Origin of the sequence: Nocardioides zhouii, assembly GCF_004137345.1 — a bacterium.
Classification (GTDB): domain Bacteria; phylum Actinomycetota; class Actinomycetes; order Propionibacteriales; family Nocardioidaceae; genus Nocardioides; species Nocardioides zhouii.
Genome location: NZ_SDWV01000002.1, coordinates 146,649 through 164,789, shown reverse-complemented (window position 1 = coordinate 164,789; position 18,141 = coordinate 146,649). Strand labels below are relative to the sequence as shown.

Below are 18,141 nucleotides of genomic sequence, written 5' to 3'. Positions count from 1 at the left end.
CCGTGCCTGTGCCGTCGGTGACGCGCCAGCAGGCGCTGTCGTGGCGGCTGCGTCGTCAGCACCTCATCAGTGGTGCGGCCGACGCGACCGAGGTCGTGCGCACGTTGGGCGCCGTCTCCATCTTCGGCAGCGATGCCGACCTCGCCGTACGCCGTCGGCTCGCGTCGCCCGGACCGCCGGGCGAGGTGGCGCGGGCGCTGGCCGACGGCCGGTTGATGCGGACGTTCTCGTTCCGCGGCTCCGTCCAGTTGATGGCTCCCGAGACCGCCGGCGCCTACCTCGCGCTGCGCGCCGCCGGCCGGCAGTGGGCACTGAAGAGCTGGGTCGAGCACTACCGGCTGCAGTCCGACGAGTGGCCCGACCTGCGCGAGATCGTGCGCGACGTCGTGGCGGGCGGACCCGTGTCTCCCCAGGCAGTCGCCGACGCGCTCGAGGGGCGCGCGCGTTTCGGCCACCTGGCGCAGGAGTTCGCCGAGCCCAACTACACCTTCCTCAAGCCCTTTGCGTGGCAGGGCGACGTCGCGCTCGGTCCAGACCTCGACGGGCCCTTGACGTTGCATAGCCCTGCGACCGCACCTGCTTGGGCCGCCATCCCGCCGCTCGACGAGGCCGGCCCCGCCGCGATCCGCGACTACCTCGGCGCGTACGGCCCGGCGGCGCCCGAGCACCTCGACTACTGGCTCGGTGAGGGCCTCAGCGCCGGCCGCTCCCGGCTGACCCGCTGGTGGGCGGACCTCGAGGCCGACCTGGTCGAGGTCGACGTCGAGGGTGATCGGCGGTGGCTGCTCGCCGAGCACGCCGACGAGCTCGGCGCCGGACGGCCGGAGACGTCAGTCGTGCTCCTGCCGGGCAAGGACGACTGGGTGATGGGGCCGGGCACCAAGGACACCTGGGTCGTGCCATCTCGACAGCGCACCGCGATGACGCGCGGCGCCAACCCCGTCCTCGTCGACGGTGTGGTCCGCGGCACGTGGAAGGTCCACGACGGCGCGGTCGTGCTCGACGCCGGCGAGCTGCCCGACGAAGCGGCGGCCGAGGTCGAGCGCCTGGAAGGCCTGCTCAGAACCCCGTGAGGCAATAGGGCGGCTCGACGAGGTCCGCCATCGCGGCGAAGCGGCGTACGGCCTCGGCGGTGCCGTGCACGCGGCCGGCTGCATGCAGCAGGCTCACCCGCGGACCGCCGAGGTAGAGCGAGCCCAGCGTCTCAGCGGTGAGGGTGACGTCGGCGGGCTGCTCGGTGCGGGTCACGCGCGCCCGGCCCCCGGAGGTCTCGACCGCGAAGTGCCCGGACGCGTGGCCCTGCGGGTCGTCGACGGCCAGGACGACCTGTCCGTCGGCGGTCCACGGCCGCGCGGCCAGGGCCCGCTCGACGTCGAGGACCCGGATCCAGAGGAACTCCCCGAGTGCGGTGACCTTGACCCGGTTGAGGTCGACGAGCGCCCACTGGAGCGGGTCGTCGGGGTGGGCGATGTTGAAGGTCACCGACTTCACCAGGTCCGAGGTGGCCAGGAAGGACCAGAGGCTGAGCTGGGCTGCGGGGTTGAGGGCGACCATCTCGTCGACCTTGGTCACGCCCTTCTCGCCGGGCGTGTAGACGACGAAGCCGTCGATCGTCCCGTCGGCGTCGAGGTGGACCGCCGCACGTACCTTCGAGTTGGGGCTGCGGTCGTTGAAGTCGTACGCGCCGGTGTGGATGTCCTTGTACTGCGCGGGCCACTCGACCGAGCCGCGCTGCCGGGAGTGGAAGGTGTCGAAGACGCCCTTCACGTGGACCCAGGCGTCGGCGGGCTCGACGAGCTCCACGCGACCGGGGTCGGTGAAGTCGCGCAGCGCGAAGCCGGGGGAGGCGTCGAGCTCGATCGTCATGTTGAAGGTCGCCGGGCCGAAGCCCCAGCGGCCGTAGATCGTGGCCTCCGAGGCGGTCAGCGCGGCGACCGGTACGCCCTGGGCGACGGCGTCGGCCAGGTCGTCCTCGATGAGTCGCGTGAGGAGGCCGCGACGTCGGTGGGTCGGGCTGGTGGTGACATCGGTGATCATCCGCAGCGGCAGCAGCTCGTGGCCGGCGTTGAGGGTCTTGTCGAGGCTGGCGTACGTCGCCACCGGCAGCGGGCCCGCGCCGAACTCGCCCTCGGGGAGCCAGGCGCCGCTCACGTTGACGCGGTCGTTCCGGTAGTGGTCGACCCAGCGCGTGATCATCTCGTCGTCGGGACGGGGGTCGCGGAAGCCGCGCAGCACCGCGCCGATCCAGCCGCGCCGGCGCGCGGTGGCCTCGTCGGAGTCGTCCGCGAGGTCGAGGAGGGCGAAGTCGTAGTCCACCCGGATGACGCTAGTGAGCGCGCGCTGCTGCGGCCACGGGTTTTCGCGTGGTCAGCGCGTGGACGGCCAGCGCGCCGCGGCGGTCTTGGGGAAAGCCCACCGGTGCAGCGCGAACAGGCCGGGCGCGAAGAGCATCAGGAGGAAGAACCCGACGATGTGCGAGCCCAGGCCGCTGCCGGCGAGGAACAGGCCGAGGCCCATCATCAGGAACGGTGACGTCATCACCGTGACGCCCCAGAAGACCACCTTGCGGGCTCCGGGGACGCGGGCCGGTGCGGCAGTGACCTGGAGACCGGTCAGGACCTGGTCGAGGTCGCCGTGCGTACGTGCGGTGAAGGCGCGAGTGGTGCGCTCGGCGTGCTCCTCCGACGTCAGCCGGCCCTGCGCGAAGGCGTCATTGAGGACGTTGGCTGTCAGGTCCCGGTCCGTGTCCGAGGCAAGCGTGCTGCTGCGCAGCGTCGCCTCGGCGTCCTCCCGTTCGCGGCGGCGACGGGTGGCGTCGGCGATGTGTCGCTGCACGAACTCGTCGAGCGGTGCGGTCTCGTCGGGCTGCTGGGACATGGCACGAGAATCCCATGGCCGCGCCGGGCCGGCTGGAGAATCCCGGGATTCTCAGGCCAGCAGCAGGGGCACGGCGACGAGGACCGACCAGGCCAGCTCGGAAGCGCCCGTGCCGGCCAGCACCGGGATGAGGGCAGGTCCGGTCGCGCCGGAGAGGACGGCCCGCGTCGGGGCGGCGGCGCGCGCGAGGAAGCCGAGGCCGAGCAGCGCCCACCAGGTGGTGGCCGAGGCGACGGCGACGACCGCGGCCGCCGCGACGAGCACGAGGAAGGCGTACAGGTAGCGGGTGCGCTCGTCGCTGAGCCGCACCGCGAGCGTGCGCTTGCCGGCAACGGTGTCGGTGGGGATGTCGCGCAGGTTGTTGGCGACGAGGATCGCGCACGCGAGCGCACCGACGCCGACCCCGGCGTAGAGGGCGGGCCACTCCCAGGTCTCGGTCAGCACGTACGTCGTCCCGATCACCGCGACGAGCCCGAAGAAGACGAACACCATGACCTCGCCGAGGCCGAGGTAGCCGTAGGGCTTGTCGCCTCCCGTGTAGAACCAGGCGGCCACGACGCAGACGACACCGACGGCGACGAGCCACCACGCGGTCGTGGCGGCGAGGACGAGGCCGGCGAGGGCCGCGACCCCGAAGGCCGCGAAGGCGGCGGTCTTCACGGCCCGCGGCGTCGCCCGACCGGAACCGACCAGGCGCATCGGGCCGACCCGGTCGGCGTCGGTGCCGCGGATGCCGTCGGAGTAGTCGTTGGCGTAGTTGACGCCCACCTGCAGGGCAAGGCTGACGACAAGGGCGAGGAGCGCCTTCCACCACTGGAGGTCGACGAGCGCAACCTGGTCGACGTACGCCGCGACTCCGGTGCCGGCGAGGACGGGAGCCACGGCGGCAGGGAGGGTGCGCGGCCGGGCGCCGGCGATCCAGTCAGCGGATGAGGTCACCGGTGGATTCTGGCAGTGCAGCGTCGGGATCCATCAGCGAGGGCGGTCCCGCTGCTGCGGCGTCCTCGGTGTCGGGGGCGTCGGCGCGCGCGTCGGCCAGCACGTCGGCCGGGACGTGCTCCTCGAGGAAGCGTCGACCGGCGTGCGCCGCGACGTGCAGCCCCGCCGCTCCGGCGGTGACGATGGCAGCGATGGTGAGCCAGCCGAAGGCGCCCCACTCCATGGCGAGGAAGCCGTAGACGGCCGGCGCCCAGAACCGGCCCAGGGTGCCGCCGAGCTCTGAGACGCCCTGGTAGTCGCCGCGTCGCCGCGGGTCCATCAGCTCGGCCTCGAGGGTCCAGCCGGACGCGGACAGGAAGAGCTCGGCCCAGGTGAGGACGACGTGGCCCAGGAAGAACATCGCGATCGTCAGCCAGCCCACGGTCTCGTGCGTGGCGAGCGTGATCAGGCAGGTCAGCACGAAGAAGAGGGTGGAGAACCGCACCGCCCGCAGCGCCGTGGTGATGTCGTGGATGCCGCGGGACGCCAGACGTGGGAGCACGATGCACATGACCGTGTTGGTGCCGAACAGGATCGCGACCAGCACCTCGGGGGCGTCGGTCTCGGTCAACAGCCACACCGGGATCACCGTGTGCAGCAGCACCTGGTTGGTCCACATGACGCCGGTGAAGGCGGTGACCGCGATCCAGGCCCGGTTGCGGATCGCGGGGATGCCCTCCGGCTTGGCGCGCGGTTCGCTGCTGCGCACGTCGTGGCTGGCGTCCGGCAGCCGCAGGATCGCGGCGCTGTTGGCCACGAACAGCACGGCGCTCAGCAGGGGTGCCCACCGCACGACATCGGTGCCGAAGGCGATCGCCCCGCCACCGATCAGGGCGCCGAGGCTGAAGCCGACGTTGAGGGCGGAGTACATGTACGCCCGCGACTCGACCCGCTCCGACGGCGGCAGGACGTCGATGACGTACGCGCCGTGAGCCGTCCCGCCCAGCGTGCCAGCGACCTCCATCGCAATTGCCAGGGCGACGTACTCCGGGAAGCTGTCGATGAACGGCCAGGCGAAGAACAGCGCGCCTTGGATCACGGCGCTGAGCGACCACATCCGCTTGGGGCCGAAGTGGTCGACCAGCTTGCCCATGGGGACGGCCACCACGAAGCTCGCGATCGCGGCGACGGTGAGGCCGATGCCGATCTGGCCCAGCGACAGGCCCACGACCATGGTGAAGAACACCGCCGAGCCGGCCAGGAAGGTGCCGTCGCCGGAGGCGAAGATCAGGGACTGCAGCGAGAGTCTCCCGGCGAGCGAGGACGGGGGAGTGGCGTAACGGATCAGTGCGGTGAGCATCGCCGTCATTGTCGCCCGCGGCACCGACAACCGTCCTGCCATTTACTGTGCGCTGCGTCTCGGTGGCGATCCGCTCCGAGTGCGGTCACCTGTTCGGAAACTGCTCTCCACAGATCTGTTTGCGCAGGTGGGAGTGTCGGTGGTCTCTGGGATGATGGACGCATGTCCACCTCCACGCTCGCCTCCGGCGCCCGGGTCTCTGACCGGGTGGCGCTGGATCGCGCGGCCGCGGCTCTGGCTGCGCGTCGTCACGCGGACGTGGAGGTGCTGGACTCCGCGCTGGCGTGGGCGCAGGCACACGTGGTGTCTCCGAACGCTGATCCTTGCGAGGTCGCGGGCTGGCGCTCGGACACGATCCGCACGCCCGGGACTGCGGCGGCGTTGTTCGGTGAGCGTGCGCTCCCGATCGCCGGGGAGGGCACGCCGTCGGTGGCGGAGTTCTGCGTGATGGAGCTCGCCGCGGTGCTGGACCTCTCCCACGAGGCGACGCTCGCGCTTCTGGGTGACGTGCTGGACCTGGCCCATCGCCTCCCGCGCGTATGGGCGTTGGTGCGTGGGTTGCGGGTGCCGGCTCACCTGGGCCGCGAGGCGGCGCGGGAGTCGCGTGACCTGTCCGTGGCTGCGGCTTCCCATGCGGACCGGTTGCTGGCCTGGCAGCCGCGTCGGCTCAACCCCCACCGGATCGGGACCTTGGTCCACGAGGCCCGGTTGTACGCCGACCCGGACCGCGCGATCGCCGACCACGACGCGGCCCTCGAGACGCGGAAGGTCGAGGTGCGTCTCGACCGGGGCGCGCCGGGCACCGGCGAGGTGTTCATGGTCCTCGACGAGGCGGACACGATCGCGTTCGACCACACCGTGTCGACCATGGCCGCGACGATGCGATCGCTCGGGCACGAGGGTGATCTCGGTGTACGGCGTGCTCACGCCGTCGGGCTGCTCGCCGACCCGCAGGCCGCCCTCGACCTGCTGGCAGCCCAGGACATCGCGGACGCGGACCGGGCCGTCGACCCCGACGACGATCCCACGGTCTGTGTGGCAGGGGACGTCGCCCACGAGCCGGCGAACCCGTTCCGGCGGCCTGCTGGTGAGCAGGCGGGTAGGCAGGCGGGTGGTCAGGCGGGTGAGGGTGGTGGGGTGGTGCTGGTCTTCCACGTCACCGACCGCGACCTCCTCGACGACCGTCACGGTGTCGCCCACTCCCCGAAGCTCGGACCGATGCTCGTCGGACGCCTGCGGTCATGGCTGCTGTGCGCGGGAACGGTCACGATCAAGCCGGTCGTGGACCTCGACCCCGACGCGCACCCGCCGGTCGACTTCCACGACCCGCCGGCCCGGATGGCCGCGATGGTCCGGCTGCGCGACGAGACCTGTGTCTACCCGCACTGTGGGCGTCCCTCGGTGGCCTGCGACCTCGACCACATCGAGCCCTACGTCGCGATGGGTGACGGCGGGCCACCGGGCCAGACCCATCCGGGGAACCTGGCACCCCTGTGCCGGCGGCACCACCGCGCCAAGACCTTCGGCCGCTTCACCTACCGACGCCTGGGCGACGGGTCGTACGAGTGGACCCTCCCCACCGGAACCACGATCACGACCGACCCGCCCGGGCAACGCCCGAGACCGTGACCGCCCTGTCAGCCCGACACCACCCGGTGATCGGGCCACAGGCACGTGCGGAGCTTCCGACAAACACGTGCCGTCGCGGGAGCCAGCCCGCTTAGGCTCAGCGCGTGTACGACGACTCCTACGTGGATGCCCTCTTCGGTCGCCTTCGGTCGCCATTCGTCGACGTCCGTGCGTTGGCTGCCGATGAGGCCACCGACCGAGTGTCCGCTTGGGGCAATCACTCCTACACGGCGTCGCAGGCCGCTCGGATCACGGGCGCTCTCGTCGATGCGCTCGCACGCGAGACCGCGGCCGTTTCACGCGAGGCGACACTGAACGCCATTGCCACGCTCGTGGAGTGGGATCTTGCTCCGATCGGGGACATCCGCCGAGCAATCAGGCTTCCCCGTCCGCAGGACCACGCCCTCGCCGACTACTGGCAGTACATCGCGGAATGCGCCGAGCGGCAGGACTGACTTGTCGGATCTGCCGCGGCCCAGGCGATGCCACCTCCGACGACTGATCTCATTCGGACCGCTTTACTGGACTGCGTGACCACCTCCGACGACCTCGTGCGCGACGAGCTGCTGGGCTGGTTGGACAGCAAGCGCCGACACGTCATCGCCCAGGTCGAGGCGATGCCCGCCGAGGCGCGGCGGCGTACGCACGTGCCGTCCGGTTGGACTCCGCTGGGGCTGGTGCGTCACCTGACGCTCGATGTGGAGCGGGTGTGGCTGCGCGGCGCGATGGCGGGCGAGCCGGTGGAGATCCCGCAGGGCTACGACGGCTGGGTGGCCCCGGACGGCCTTTCGGACGAGCAGGTGCTGCAGGACTACCGAGACGAGTGCCGGGAGGCCAGTGCGGCGGTCGCGTCGATGCCGCTGGGCCAGGGACTCGCCTGGTGGTTCGACGGCGAGCGGCCGTACTCATCGCTGCGCGAGGTGCTGCTCCACGTGCTGGTCGAGACGACCACCCCACGCCGGCCACCTCGACATCTGCCGTGAGCTGGTCGACGGCGGTCAGCGTCTCGTCCTCGACAAGCCAGACTGACCAGCTCGCCGCCGGCCGGCACATCTCACTCGGCCCCGCCGGCGTCCCAGCCGCGAGCCTGGGAATCCTGCCGAAGCTCGTCCCGGATCGGCACAAGATCGACCGCCAGTCGGCTGAGGGCCCGTTCGTCGACGCGGCCCCACTGCGGCCAGAGCTCCCAGAGTCGATGGGCCAGGGGCTGCCCGTCCTGCAGGAGCGAGTCGCCACCCAGGTGCCTGATCTCCCTGATGAGCGAGTCCGTCGGCTCGCCGAAGGCCGGGCGTTCCCAGGTGAACATGTCGGTGTACCAGTGGTCGCCTGGTCCGCCCATACTCACGGCAGTAAGTCTCTCACCGGCCGCACCGGGCTCACGCCCGGTTCGCCGCGACTGCCTCGCGTACGAGCGCGACGAAGGCGTCCTCGTCGAGCTCGTCACCCTCGAGGACATCGATCGCGCGGCGGGTGCCGGCGTCGAGGCTGGCGTTGAAGACGCCGTTCGGATCATCGAGCGAGGCGCCCTTGGCGAAGGTGAGCTTGATCTTGTCCTTGTAGGTCTCGACGGTGCAGATGAGGCCGTCGAGGAAGAAGGTCGGCACCCCGTCGGGGTTGGACGCCTTGCGCCACTTCACGTCCTCGGTCGCGTCGGGCTCGGCCTCCAGGATGAGGGAGCGCATGCGGTTCACGGCCTGCTCACGCCAGTCACCGCTCACGCGTCAGCCCTCCCAGCCCGGCACCACCCGGAGGTCGCGGTCGGCGCCGTCGCCGAGCGCGCGCAGCGCCTCCTGGTAGGCCTCGCTGTCGTGGGTCGCGACGGCCGCCTCGACCGACGGGAACTCGATCACCACGGTGCGGGTGACCTCGGCCTGCTCGAAGGTCGCCTCGGGGTTGCCGCGGGCGAGGAAGCGACCGCCGCCCGCCTTGATCGCCGGACCGGCGAGCTCGGCGTACGCCGTCACCTTGTCCTGGTCGTGCACGGCCTTGTAGACGCAGATCCAGTACGCACTCATGTCGCCGAGCCTATGACGTCACCCGAGCCTCACACAGCCGACCCGTGGCGGGCGCCACAGCGCTCGGCGGAAGCTGCCTGCGCCACCACGAGTCGCGCTGCGTGCCGTCCTGTGTGTCCGCCCGTTCCATCGCGCCCATGGTGGCAGAGCGACTAGCGTTCGTCCCGTGAGTTTCCTCCGGCCCTCGGACGAGCCCTCGGTCGCGATCAGGCAGCTGTCGCGATGGCTCGAGGCCGACAACCCAGACCCGCTGCTGATCGAGACCTCCGGTTCCACCGCGAGGCCCAAGGGAGTCGTGCTCCCGCGTCGCGCGGTGCTGGCGAGCGTCGAGGCCTCGGCCGCACGACTCGGCGACACCGGGCGGTGGCTGCTGGCGCTTCCGTCGTCGTACGTCGCCGGCGTGCAGGTGATCGTGCGATCACTCATCGCCGGCCACGAGCCGATCGTCGTCGACGGCCTGGACGTCGGGCGCGCTGCCGCGTCCGACCACAGCACCACGCCGGCATTCGTGTCGCTGGTGCCGACGCAGCTGCACCGCATCATGACCAACCCCGACCAGCTCGCCGCGCTCGCGCACTGCCACACCGTGCTCGTCGGCGGCGCCGGGCTCGACCGTGACCAGCGCAGCCGCGCCGTGGAGGCCGGGGTCAACGTCGTCACCACGTACGGCTCCTCGGAGACCGCAGGCGGCTGCGTCTACGACGGCCTGCCCCTCGACGGCGTCGCGGTGACCCTCGGCCTGGGAGGGCGCGTCCGGATCGCCGGACCGACCATGTTCAGCCACTACGAGAGCGACCCCGAGCTCACCGCGCAGTCCGTCGTCGACGGCTGGTACCTCACGTCCGACGAGGGCAGGTTCGCCGAGGACGGCCGGCTCGAGATCGTCGGCCGCATGGACGACGTCGTGATCAGCGGCGGCGTGAAGATCCCGCTGGCGGCCGTCGCCGACCGGATGCGCCAGCACCTCCAGGTCGAGCAGGCCGAGGTCTTCGGCGTGCCCGACGTCGAGTGGGGCCAGAAGGTCGTCGCGGTCATCGTCGGCACCGCCAACGAGGCCGAGCTCCGCGACTGGATCAGCATGGTCCACCCCCGGTCGTGGGCGCCGCGGGAGTTCGTCCGGGCCGCCAGCCTCCCGATGCTCGCCAACGGCAAGGTCGACCGGCAGGCCATCCAGGCCGGACTCTGATGCCGGACCACGATCTCGTCGTCTTCTCCATCCCGCTCCGCACCCGCTTCCGCGGGATCACCGTGCGCGAAGGCGTGCTGCTCCCCGGCGAGGCCGGATGGGGTGAGTGGTCGCCGTTCCTCGAGTACGACGACGCCATCTCGCGCCCGTGGCTGGCGTGTGCGCGCGAGGCCGCCGACGAGGGCTGGCCGGAGCCGCTGCGCCACCGGGTGCCGGTCAACGTCACCGTCCCTGCGACGGACCCCGAGCACGCCCACGCGATCGTGGTCGCCGGGGGTTGTCGCACCGCGAAGGTGAAGGTCGCCGAGCGCGGGCAGGTCCTGGCCGACGACCTCGCCCGGGTGGAGGCCGTCCGCGACGCCCTCGGCGCCGGCGGCCTCATCCGGGTCGACGCCAACGGTGCATGGGACGTCGACGAGGCCGTACGCGCGATCGCGGCGCTCGACCGCGCCGCAGGAGGGCTGGAGTACGTCGAGCAGCCGGTCGCCTCGGTCGAGGACCTCGCGGTCGTACGCCGCCGGGTCGGTGTCCCGATCGCGGCCGACGAGTCGATCCGGAGGGCCGAGGACCCCTACCGGGTGCGGGACCTCGAGGCCGCGGACATCGCCGTGCTCAAGGTCCAGCCGCTGGGCGGCGTACGCGCCTGCCTGCGCATCGCCGAGGACATCGGGATGCCGGTGGTCGTCTCCAGCGCCGTCGAGTCGAGCGTCGGCATCGCCGCCGGGGTCGCGCTCGCGGCCGCCCTGCCCGAGCTGCACCACGCCTGCGGGCTGGCGACGATCCAGCTCCTCACCGACGACGTCGCCATCGAGCCGATGCTGCCGGTCGACGGGATGCTCGCCGTGACCCGGCCCGAGCTGGACGACGACGCGCTCCACCGGCTTTCGGCGCCCGCCGACCGGGTGGCCCACTGGCGCCAGCGGCTCGCGTCGGTAGGGCAGGATCAGCCAGCGTGACCAACCCCTCGACCCAGCTCGCCCGCACCGTGGTGACGGCGCTCCGCGGCTCCCGCGTGGAGCACGTCGTGCTGGCGCCGGGATCGCGCAACGCACCGCTCTCGTTCGCGCTGTACGACGCCACGGAAGCCGGCGGCCTCCACCTGCACACGCGGATCGACGAGCGCACCGGCGCCTTCCTCGCGCTCGGCCTGGCGAAGGTCAGCGGTCGACCGGCTGCCGTCGTCTGCACCTCCGGGACCGCCGTGGCCAACCTGCTCCCGGCCGTGGTCGAGGCGGCCCACGCCGGCGTACCGCTCGTGGTGGTGACCGCGGACCGGCCAGCGAGGTTGCGCGGCACGGGCGCCAACCAGACCACCGACCAGGTGGGGGTCTTCGGCACCTTCGCGCCGACGCTCGACGTGGCGGGCGCCGACCTCGACGAGCTGCTGGACTTCGTCCGCACGCACGACCACCGGCGTCCGGTTCACCTCAACGTCCAGCTCGACGACCCGTTGCTGCCCGACGACGGCTGGACCGGGGGAGAGGCGCCCACCTGGGCGGTCACCCTCCAGGCCTCGGAGCGCGACGTCGTCGACCTCGACCTCGGTCCGCGCACCGTCGTGGTCGCGGGCGACGACGCCGGACCGCCGGCCCGCCAGCTCGCGGAGAGCGGGAACTGGCCGCTCCTGGCCGAGCCGAGCAGCGGCTGCCGCACCGGCGACACCGTGATCCGCACCTACCGGCTCCTGCTCGGCAGCGAGCTGGGCGACCGCATCGAGCGCGTGGTCGTCTTCGGCCACCCGACCCTGTCCCGACCGGTCTCGCGCCTGCTCGCCCGCGACGACGTCGAGGTGGTCTCGGTCCGGCACCGAGGTCGCTGGCCCGACCGCCCCTTCCCGGTGGCGAGCGAGCACGACGGCGTACGCGTCGCCGTGGCCGAGGACCCCGCGTGGCTGGAGGAGTGGCATCTCGCCGACCTGTCCGTCGGACGACAGCTCGACCGCCTCCTCGCCGCCGAGCCCGACCTCACGCCCCACGAGGTCGCAGGCGCGGTCAGCCGCGCGCTTCCGGCCGGAGGCCTGCTGTTCGTCGGCGCGTCCAACCCGATCCGCGACCTCGACCTCATGGTCGCGCCGTACGACGTGGGCGGGCGCCGCAAGGTCATCGCCAACCGCGGCCTTGCCGGCATCGACGGGACCACCAGCTCGGCGATCGGGGCGGCGCTCGGCCGCCCGCGGTCGTCGCGCGCCCTGGCCCTGATGGGCGACGTGACCTTCCTCCACGACACGACCGGCCTCTTCCTCGGACCGCGCGAGGCCCGGCCCGACCTGACGATCGTCGTGGTCAACGACGACGGCGGGTCGATCTTCGCGACGCTCGAGCAGGGGGCGCCGGCGTACGCCGACCGCTTCGACACGTTGTTCGGCACCCCGCACGGCGTGGACCTCGCCAGCCTGTGCGCGGCCGCCCGCGTCGCGCACCTGCGGGTCGACAGCCTGCCCGAGCTCGAGCAGGCGCTGGCGATGCCCAACGGCGGCATCGAGGTCGTCGAGGCCCGCGTACGGCGCGACAACCGCGCGGACCTCGACCAACGAATCCGCGCCCTGACCCCCTAGGGGTCAAGGCGCGGAACGGTGGATCAGTTGTTCTGTGGCTCAGCGGGAGCCGGTCAGGAGACCGGGGTCTCCCAGACGCGCACCCAGTCGACGTACATGTGCTGGGGGAGCTTCGTGTCGGCCATCTCCAGCGCCTCGTAGTCCGAGGCGAGCAGGCTCAGGATGAGGTACTGCTGGGCCTTGGAGACGCGGGCCGACGTGCGCCAGGTCTCCTTGCCGTCGATGTAGAAGATGATGACGTTGGGCGTCCACTGGACCGAGAACACGTGGTAGTTCTTCGACCAGCCGTCGCGCTTGTTCTGCAGGAACGTGGTCGAGTTCTTGATCCACGAGCCGGTCTTGATCAGGCGCTGGCCCTTGTACCAGTGGATGAAGCTCGTCAGGCCACCCTGCGGGTGCTTGTCACCGAAGTACTCGATGATGTCGATCTCGTGGCCGTCGCTGCCGGGCTTGTTCTCGCCCAGGGGCTGCATCCAGAAGCTGGAGTGCTGGCCCTGCAGCTTGTGCATCTTGATGCGGGCCGACGCGACGCCGTAGCGGAAGCTGAAGGCCTTGGCGGTGCCGACGTGCCCGTTGAGGCGGTAGGAGATCCGCTTGGTCTCCTTGCGCGAGACCGCCTTGCACTTGTCGGTGCGCGAGCGGTCCTTGATGACGCTCAGGCGCAGCGTGCCGCCGGAGACGTCGACGGCCGACGGATCGCCCTTCGAGCAGACCCGCTTGCTGGTGGGCTCGTACTCCTGGCCGCGCATGCCCCAGACGGGGTTGAGCGTCGAGCCGCTGAACTCGTCGGTGAAGGTCGGGGTGAGCCACCGCGTCGTGTCGACGCTGGCGCTCTTCACGGCCTTCAGCGAGCCGAGCTTCTGCGCGGTCACGCGGTAGGTCAGCGCCGCGCCACTCTTGGAGACGGCGGCCTTGAAGTAGGCCTTGCCGGACTTCTCCTGCTTGGCGGTGCCGACCTTCTTCCACGACGAGCCGTTGAGCTGCTCGAGGACGACCGAGCGGCCGACCTTGACCGGCTTGATGGTCGCGATCGCGGACCCCTTCGCCGCGTTGGCGCTGGCGGCGCGCTTGCCGGGCTGGACGATCTGCGGCAGCACCTCCAGCGAGATCTTCTGACCGGCCTTCTTCGTGACCGACGTCGACGCGGCGCGGGCCGCGGAGTCGGAGTCGGTGGCCGAACCCGTCTCGGTGTTCAGGAGCAGGGACGCGGGCAGGATCAGCGCGAGTGCGCTGCCTGCGAGCACGCGGCGTGCAGACATGTGAACTCTCTTCGTCTCGGGTGCGATGGACGTACTTCCCCCAGGGCTCTCCACCCCAAGGAGGCGCCTCCACCCTAACCGCGCACCCCTCCGCCGGGGCGATTCGGCCGACATTCGGCGGGCCTAGTCTGGACGGCATGCGGATCACCAAGTTCGGTCATGCGTGCGTACGGATCCAGGCAGAGGGCGGGGTCGTCGTCATCGACCCGGGCAACCTCAGCGAGGCAGAGGCGCTCGACGGTGCCGATGCCGTCCTGATCACCCACGAGCACGCCGACCACGTGCACCCGGCCCACCTGCGCGGCTCCGACGCCCCGATCTGGACGATCGCGGCCGTCGAGCGGATGCTGCGGACCGAGGCTCCCGACGTGGCCGAGCGCGTCACGGTCGTACGCCCCGGCGACCGGTTCGAGGTCGCGGGAACGTCCGTCGAGGTGATCGGCGAGAAGCACGCCGTGATCCACCCCGACTACGACCGCTTCGACAACTCCGGCTACGTCCTCGAGTCCGGGGGCGCGAGCGTCTACCACCCGGGGGACGCGCTGACCGGGCCGGGCCGCGCGGTCGACGTGCTGCTGGCTCCCGCCAGCGCGCCGTGGCTCAAGGTCGGCGAGGCCGTCGACTTCGTCCGCGAGGTGGCGGCCCCGACGTCGCTGGCGATCCACGACCGGATCTACAGCGACATCGGCCTCGCGATGGTCGAGCGGCACATGGCCAACCTGCTGCCCGACGGCCAGGCGTTCGTGCGCAGGCAGTCCGGACAGGACCTGTAGGTCAGGCCTCGAGGGCGTCGCGCACCGGGACGAACTTCGCCTGCGACTCGGCCAGCTCCGCCTCGGGGTCCGAGCTCGCCACGATGCCGCAGCCGGCGAACAGGCGTACGCCGCTGTCGGTGACCATCGCCGAGCGCAGCGCGATGCCCCACTCGCCGTCGCCGGAGGCGTCCATCCAGCCGACCGGTCCGGCGTAGCGATCGCGCGGCATGCCCTCGATCTCGTCGATCAGCGCCGTGGCGGACGCGGTGGGCGTGCCACCCACCGCCGCGGAGGGGTGGAGCGACTCGGCCAGCTGCAGCGACGACGCGAGGTCGTGGACCACGCCGTTCACGTCGGTGGCCAGGTGCATCACGTTGGGCAGGTGGAGCACGAACGGCGCCTCGGGGACGTTCATCGACGAGCAGTGCGGCTCGAGCGCGTCGGCGACCGAGCGCACGGCGTACTCGTGCTCCTCGAGGTCCTTCGACGAGCGAGCCAGGGTGGCGGCGAGTGCGAGGTCGCGCTCGTCGTCGCCCGTACGCCGGATCGTGCCCGCCAGCACCCGTGAGGTCACCAGGCCTCGCTCGCGGCGCACCAGCATCTCGGGGGTGGCGCCGAAGAGGCCGTCGACGTGGAACGTCCAGCACATCTCGTACTGGTCGGCCAGCCGGTGCAGCGGCCAGCGCACGTCGAGGGGCTCGTCGGTCGAGGCGATCAGGTCGCGGGCCAGCACCACCTTCTCGAGCTCGCCGGAGGTGATCCGGCCGACGGCCTCGGCCACGACGGACATCCACTCCTCGCCGTTGCGGGCGCCGTCGGAGAAGGTCAGGCCCGCGGGCGCGCGGGGTGGGGACGCGGGCGCGAGGTCAGGGGCCTCGACCGAGACGGTCGTCAGCCAGGTGCGGTCCCCGCGGCGACCGACGATGACCTGGGGGATGACCAGCACGGAGTCGCCGGGCTCGTCGGCGAACGCGAACGCCCCGAAGCAGACCGGGCCGCTGCCCGGCTCGCCCACCCGGTCGTCGACGTCGGCGCGGAGGATGATCTCCGACCACCACTTCACGGCGTCGCTGAACCGGGTCGGTCCCGAGGTGTCCAGGCGGGCGGCGACGCCCCACCCGACAAGGCCCTCGCCACGGCGCAGCCAGCTCACCGGCTGCTGCTCGGGCAGCAGGTCGAGCAGCGGGAGATCCGCCAGGTCCACCGGGACCGTGCGCACGACGAGGGGTGCGGCTGATCCGCCGAGGGGGGCGGACGCGGGGATCGTCACGAAGCGGGAGCCTACGCCGGGGCTCACAGCGCCCGGACGCGAGATCGGCCAAACGGCGAACAAGGACACCCCTCGTCGCCTACCTTTCGTCGGTACACGACGTACGGAGGAGGTCGCAAGTGCCTGTTCACGAATCGCCACTCGCACGGCTCGAGCGGCACGCCCGCGGGCGTGCCCTCGATGTTGCCGTGGTCGAGCAGCGCATGGTGGACGGCCGCACCGAGTGGCCCTCCCTGACGTGGAACGAGCTCTACCGACGCGTCATCGACGGGGCCGCCGGCATGATCGAGGCCGGCGTCAACCCCGGCCAGGTCGTCGTGATCCGGGTACCCACCGGCATCCGTCAGCTCGAGCTGGAGCTGGCCACCCGGGTCGCCGGTGCCGTCCCGTTGCTGCTGCCCGACCACATGCACCCTGTCGAGGTCGGCCGACTCCTCGACGAGATCCAGGTGCGCCTGGTGATCGTCGACCACGAGAGCCGACTGCCGCTGCTGCGCCGCGCCGCGCTCGGCGAGGCCCAGCTCTTCGAGTGCGACGACCACTCGTGGGAGCGGCTGCGCGGGATGGGCCTCGAGCGCCGCAAGCGCCAGCCCGACCTGCTGTCGTACGTCGACTCGGTGCGCGCCGACGCTCCCTCGGGCGCCGTGCTCGGCCTCACGCGCGAGAAGGCGCAGGCCTGGCTCTTCCGTCCCGAGTGCTCCGGCACGCTCTCCGACCTGAGGGCCGACGACGTCGTGCTGCTCGCAGGCGAGGCCACCGACCGTTTCACCGCGGTCGTCCGCGATGCCCACCTGACCGCCGGCTGCACCCTGGCCTGGGTGGAGACGCCCGACCAGCTCGAGGCCGCACTGGCACACGTCCGGCCGACCCACGTGCTGCTGGACCACACCACCGCCAAGGTGCTCGAGGAGCTCCTCGAGGCCGGCCTCGTCCATGGTGCCCCGTGGCACGAGACGCCGCGCGACGTCCTGGAGGCCACGTCGGCCCGCGTCGCCGACGCCCGGCTCACCTCCCGCACCAGAAAGCTCGCCGCCGACGTCACGGCGCTGGAACCGTGGTGGGGCGGGCGGGTGCGGCTGCTGGCCCTCGACACGCGGGTCAACCGGACGATCAGCGGCCTGGCGAACGCACTCGGGTTCCGGATCGGGCGCATCGCGCACCACCCGGCCGTCCGGCTCGAGCTCGCCCGCGAGCACTCCGTGGTGACGGTGCCCGAGGCGTCCACCATCGCGGTGTCGACCGTGACGCTGCCGCGCCGCGGTGGCGTCGGCGCCGACCTGGACTCCGCCTTCTCGCTCGCCGGCTCCTAGCGCTCAGGAGCGGTAGACGATCACCTTGTCGCCGAGCTGGACCTCGTCGAAGAGCCACTCGACGGCGGCGCGGTCGCGCACGTTGACGCACCCGTGCGACGCCCCGTTGTAGCCGTTGGCCGCGAAGTCGGGGGAGTAGTGCACCGCCTGCCCGCCGGAGAAGAACATGGCGAAGGGCATCGACGTGTCGTAGAGGCTGGACACGTGGTCGCGCGACTTGCGGAACACCGCGAAGGCGCCCTCGCGCGTCGGCAGCTCGTCGGAGCCGAAGCGCACCTCGACCGTACGGAGCACCACGCCGTCGACCACCCAGCGCAAGGATCGCGACGACTTGTCGACGCACATCGCTCGCCCGGTCTGGCAGCGCGGGTCGAGGGCCGGGCCCTGCGGGACGATGTTGAAGAGCTCGGCCTTCGTGGGCTCCCGGGTCATGTCCTTGAGCCGGGTGAGGGTGCGCCGGTCGACCTGTCCGGTGACGGGGATCTTCCGCTTGGCCTGGAAGCCCTCGACGGCCGTGACGGTCGTCCCGGTGTAGCGGCCGCTCACCTTCGCGTCGTACCACCGCACCTGCTGTAGCCGGGCCTGCACCTGGCGCACCCACATGCCGCTGTCGCCGCGCTCGAGCAGCGGGCGGCCGGGCGTGTAGACGTTGTGCAGCGCCTCGGGCGTGGGCTCCGTGGTGAGGCTGAGGAGCTTGGTCCAGGTGCGCTCGTCGACCACGCCGGCGGTGTCGGGCCCGTGGCGGCGCTGGAACCTGGCCACCCCGGCGCGGGTCTCCGCGTCATAGCGGTTGGTCACGACCTCGGAGTGGAGCCCGAGCTGGTGCAGCCGGCTCTGCAGCTCGCGTACGCGCCAGCTGCTCTCGCCGGGACGGATGGGCGCGAACTCCGCGCGGGACGAGGAGTCGGCCGATGCGGTGCCGGCGCCGACGCCGACGGAGAGGGTGCCGAGCGAGCAGATCAGGGCGAGCAGCAGGGCGACGAGACGGCGTGGCATGGATGGTTCCCC

General features: G+C 71.8%; 19 protein-coding genes. 9 read left to right on the top strand and 10 right to left on the bottom strand.

What is annotated here, in order from left to right; translation table 11 throughout:
• Window positions 1-2 precede the first annotated feature (2 nt).
• Window positions 3-1,073: a DNA glycosylase AlkZ-like family protein gene (locus EUA94_RS02540; RefSeq protein ID WP_165356773.1), complete on the top strand. Its 1,071-nt coding sequence runs from the start codon at window positions 3-5 to the stop codon at window positions 1,071-1,073.
• On the opposite strand, the gene EUA94_RS02535 is transcribed toward EUA94_RS02540, so the two are convergent.
• The 4 genes from EUA94_RS02535 to EUA94_RS02520 are packed head-to-tail and all read right to left on the bottom strand — an operon-like array spanning window position 1,060 to window position 5,155.
• Window positions 1,060-2,316 (bottom strand): GNAT family N-acetyltransferase, encoded by a 1,257-nt coding sequence (locus EUA94_RS02535; RefSeq protein ID WP_129424365.1) that lies wholly within the window; start codon window positions 2,314-2,316, stop codon window positions 1,060-1,062. The two genes, EUA94_RS02540 and EUA94_RS02535, sit on opposite strands and share 14 nt — an antisense overlap.
• A gap of 51 nt (window positions 2,317-2,367) precedes the next feature.
• Window positions 2,368-2,877, bottom strand: coding sequence for a DUF1707 SHOCT-like domain-containing protein (locus tag EUA94_RS02530; RefSeq protein WP_129424363.1), 510 nt, complete (start codon window positions 2,875-2,877; stop codon window positions 2,368-2,370).
• Between the two features lie 51 nt (window positions 2,878-2,928).
• Window positions 2,929-3,816 (bottom strand): 1,4-dihydroxy-2-naphthoate polyprenyltransferase, encoded by an 888-nt coding sequence (locus tag EUA94_RS02525; protein ID WP_129424361.1) that lies wholly within the window; start codon window positions 3,814-3,816, stop codon window positions 2,929-2,931.
• On the bottom strand, window positions 3,800-5,155 hold the full coding sequence (locus EUA94_RS02520) for an MFS transporter (RefSeq protein ID WP_129424359.1): 1,356 nt from the start codon (window positions 5,153-5,155) through the stop codon (window positions 3,800-3,802). The genes EUA94_RS02525 and EUA94_RS02520 overlap by 17 nt, the downstream gene beginning before the upstream one ends.
• A gap of 162 nt (window positions 5,156-5,317) precedes the next feature.
• Between EUA94_RS02520 and EUA94_RS02515 the strand changes: the two genes are divergently transcribed.
• The 3 genes from EUA94_RS02515 to EUA94_RS02505 all read left to right on the top strand — a co-directional run bounded on the left by EUA94_RS02515 (window position 5,318) and on the right by EUA94_RS02505 (window position 7,767).
• Complete coding sequence (locus EUA94_RS02515; RefSeq protein WP_129424357.1) at window positions 5,318-6,784, top strand: HNH endonuclease signature motif containing protein; 1,467 nt, start codon at window positions 5,318-5,320, stop codon at window positions 6,782-6,784.
• A gap of 104 nt (window positions 6,785-6,888) precedes the next feature.
• Window positions 6,889-7,239 (top strand): hypothetical protein, encoded by a 351-nt coding sequence (locus EUA94_RS02510; protein ID WP_129424355.1) that lies wholly within the window; start codon window positions 6,889-6,891, stop codon window positions 7,237-7,239.
• 75 nt (window positions 7,240-7,314) lie between these two features.
• Complete coding sequence (locus tag EUA94_RS02505; protein WP_165356772.1) at window positions 7,315-7,767, top strand: mycothiol transferase; 453 nt, start codon at window positions 7,315-7,317, stop codon at window positions 7,765-7,767.
• Window positions 7,768-7,838: 71 nt separating this feature from the next.
• On the opposite strand, the gene EUA94_RS02500 is transcribed toward EUA94_RS02505, so the two are convergent.
• Genes EUA94_RS02500 through EUA94_RS02490 form a run of 3 tightly spaced genes read right to left on the bottom strand, consistent with a single transcriptional unit; the run spans window position 7,839 to window position 8,799 of the window.
• Entirely contained in the window at window positions 7,839-8,129 is a 291-nt protein-coding gene (locus EUA94_RS02500; RefSeq protein WP_129424351.1) for a hypothetical protein, read from the bottom strand.
• Window positions 8,130-8,160: 31 nt separating this feature from the next.
• On the bottom strand, window positions 8,161-8,502 hold the full coding sequence (locus EUA94_RS02495) for a DUF1801 domain-containing protein (protein ID WP_129424349.1): 342 nt from the start codon (window positions 8,500-8,502) through the stop codon (window positions 8,161-8,163).
• A gap of 3 nt (window positions 8,503-8,505) precedes the next feature.
• On the bottom strand, window positions 8,506-8,799 hold the full coding sequence (locus EUA94_RS02490; protein WP_129424347.1) for a DUF1330 domain-containing protein: 294 nt from the start codon (window positions 8,797-8,799) through the stop codon (window positions 8,506-8,508).
• 166 nt (window positions 8,800-8,965) lie between these two features.
• Between EUA94_RS02490 and EUA94_RS02485 the strand changes: the two genes are divergently transcribed.
• Genes EUA94_RS02485 through menD form a run of 3 tightly spaced genes read left to right on the top strand, consistent with a single transcriptional unit; the run spans window position 8,966 to window position 12,539 of the window.
• The gene (locus tag EUA94_RS02485; protein WP_242494630.1) at window positions 8,966-9,985 is read left to right on the top strand and encodes an AMP-binding protein; all 1,020 of its coding nucleotides are present in this window, start codon (window positions 8,966-8,968) and stop codon (window positions 9,983-9,985) included.
• Window positions 9,985-10,941, top strand: a complete 957-nt coding sequence (locus EUA94_RS02480; protein ID WP_129424345.1) for an o-succinylbenzoate synthase — start codon at window positions 9,985-9,987, stop codon at window positions 10,939-10,941. The genes EUA94_RS02485 and EUA94_RS02480 overlap by 1 nt, the downstream gene beginning before the upstream one ends.
• The gene (gene menD, locus EUA94_RS02475; RefSeq protein WP_129424343.1) at window positions 10,938-12,539 is read left to right on the top strand and encodes a 2-succinyl-5-enolpyruvyl-6-hydroxy-3-cyclohexene-1-carboxylic-acid synthase; all 1,602 of its coding nucleotides are present in this window, start codon (window positions 10,938-10,940) and stop codon (window positions 12,537-12,539) included. Before EUA94_RS02480 ends, menD begins: the two co-directional genes overlap by 4 nt.
• A gap of 53 nt (window positions 12,540-12,592) precedes the next feature.
• Here the strand turns inward: menD and EUA94_RS02470 are convergent, their stop codons facing one another.
• Window positions 12,593-13,798, bottom strand: a complete 1,206-nt coding sequence (locus tag EUA94_RS02470) for a glycoside hydrolase family 16 protein (protein ID WP_129424341.1) — start codon at window positions 13,796-13,798, stop codon at window positions 12,593-12,595.
• 137 nt (window positions 13,799-13,935) lie between these two features.
• Between EUA94_RS02470 and EUA94_RS02465 the strand changes: the two genes are divergently transcribed.
• Window positions 13,936-14,571 (top strand): MBL fold metallo-hydrolase, encoded by a 636-nt coding sequence (locus EUA94_RS02465; RefSeq protein WP_129424339.1) that lies wholly within the window; start codon window positions 13,936-13,938, stop codon window positions 14,569-14,571.
• Between the two features lies 1 nt (window position 14,572).
• On the opposite strand, the gene EUA94_RS02460 is transcribed toward EUA94_RS02465, so the two are convergent.
• Window positions 14,573-15,823, bottom strand: coding sequence for an isochorismate synthase (locus EUA94_RS02460; RefSeq protein ID WP_129424337.1), 1,251 nt, complete (start codon window positions 15,821-15,823; stop codon window positions 14,573-14,575).
• A 119-nt stretch (window positions 15,824-15,942) separates the two neighbouring features.
• Here EUA94_RS02460 and EUA94_RS02455 point away from each other — a divergent pair, with 119 nt between their 5' ends.
• On the top strand, window positions 15,943-17,133 hold the full coding sequence (locus EUA94_RS02455) for an AMP-binding protein (RefSeq protein ID WP_165356771.1): 1,191 nt from the start codon (window positions 15,943-15,945) through the stop codon (window positions 17,131-17,133).
• A gap of 3 nt (window positions 17,134-17,136) precedes the next feature.
• On the opposite strand, the gene EUA94_RS02450 is transcribed toward EUA94_RS02455, so the two are convergent.
• On the bottom strand, window positions 17,137-18,129 hold the full coding sequence (locus tag EUA94_RS02450; protein WP_129424333.1) for a L,D-transpeptidase family protein: 993 nt from the start codon (window positions 18,127-18,129) through the stop codon (window positions 17,137-17,139).
• Window positions 18,130-18,141: the final 12 nt, after the last annotated feature.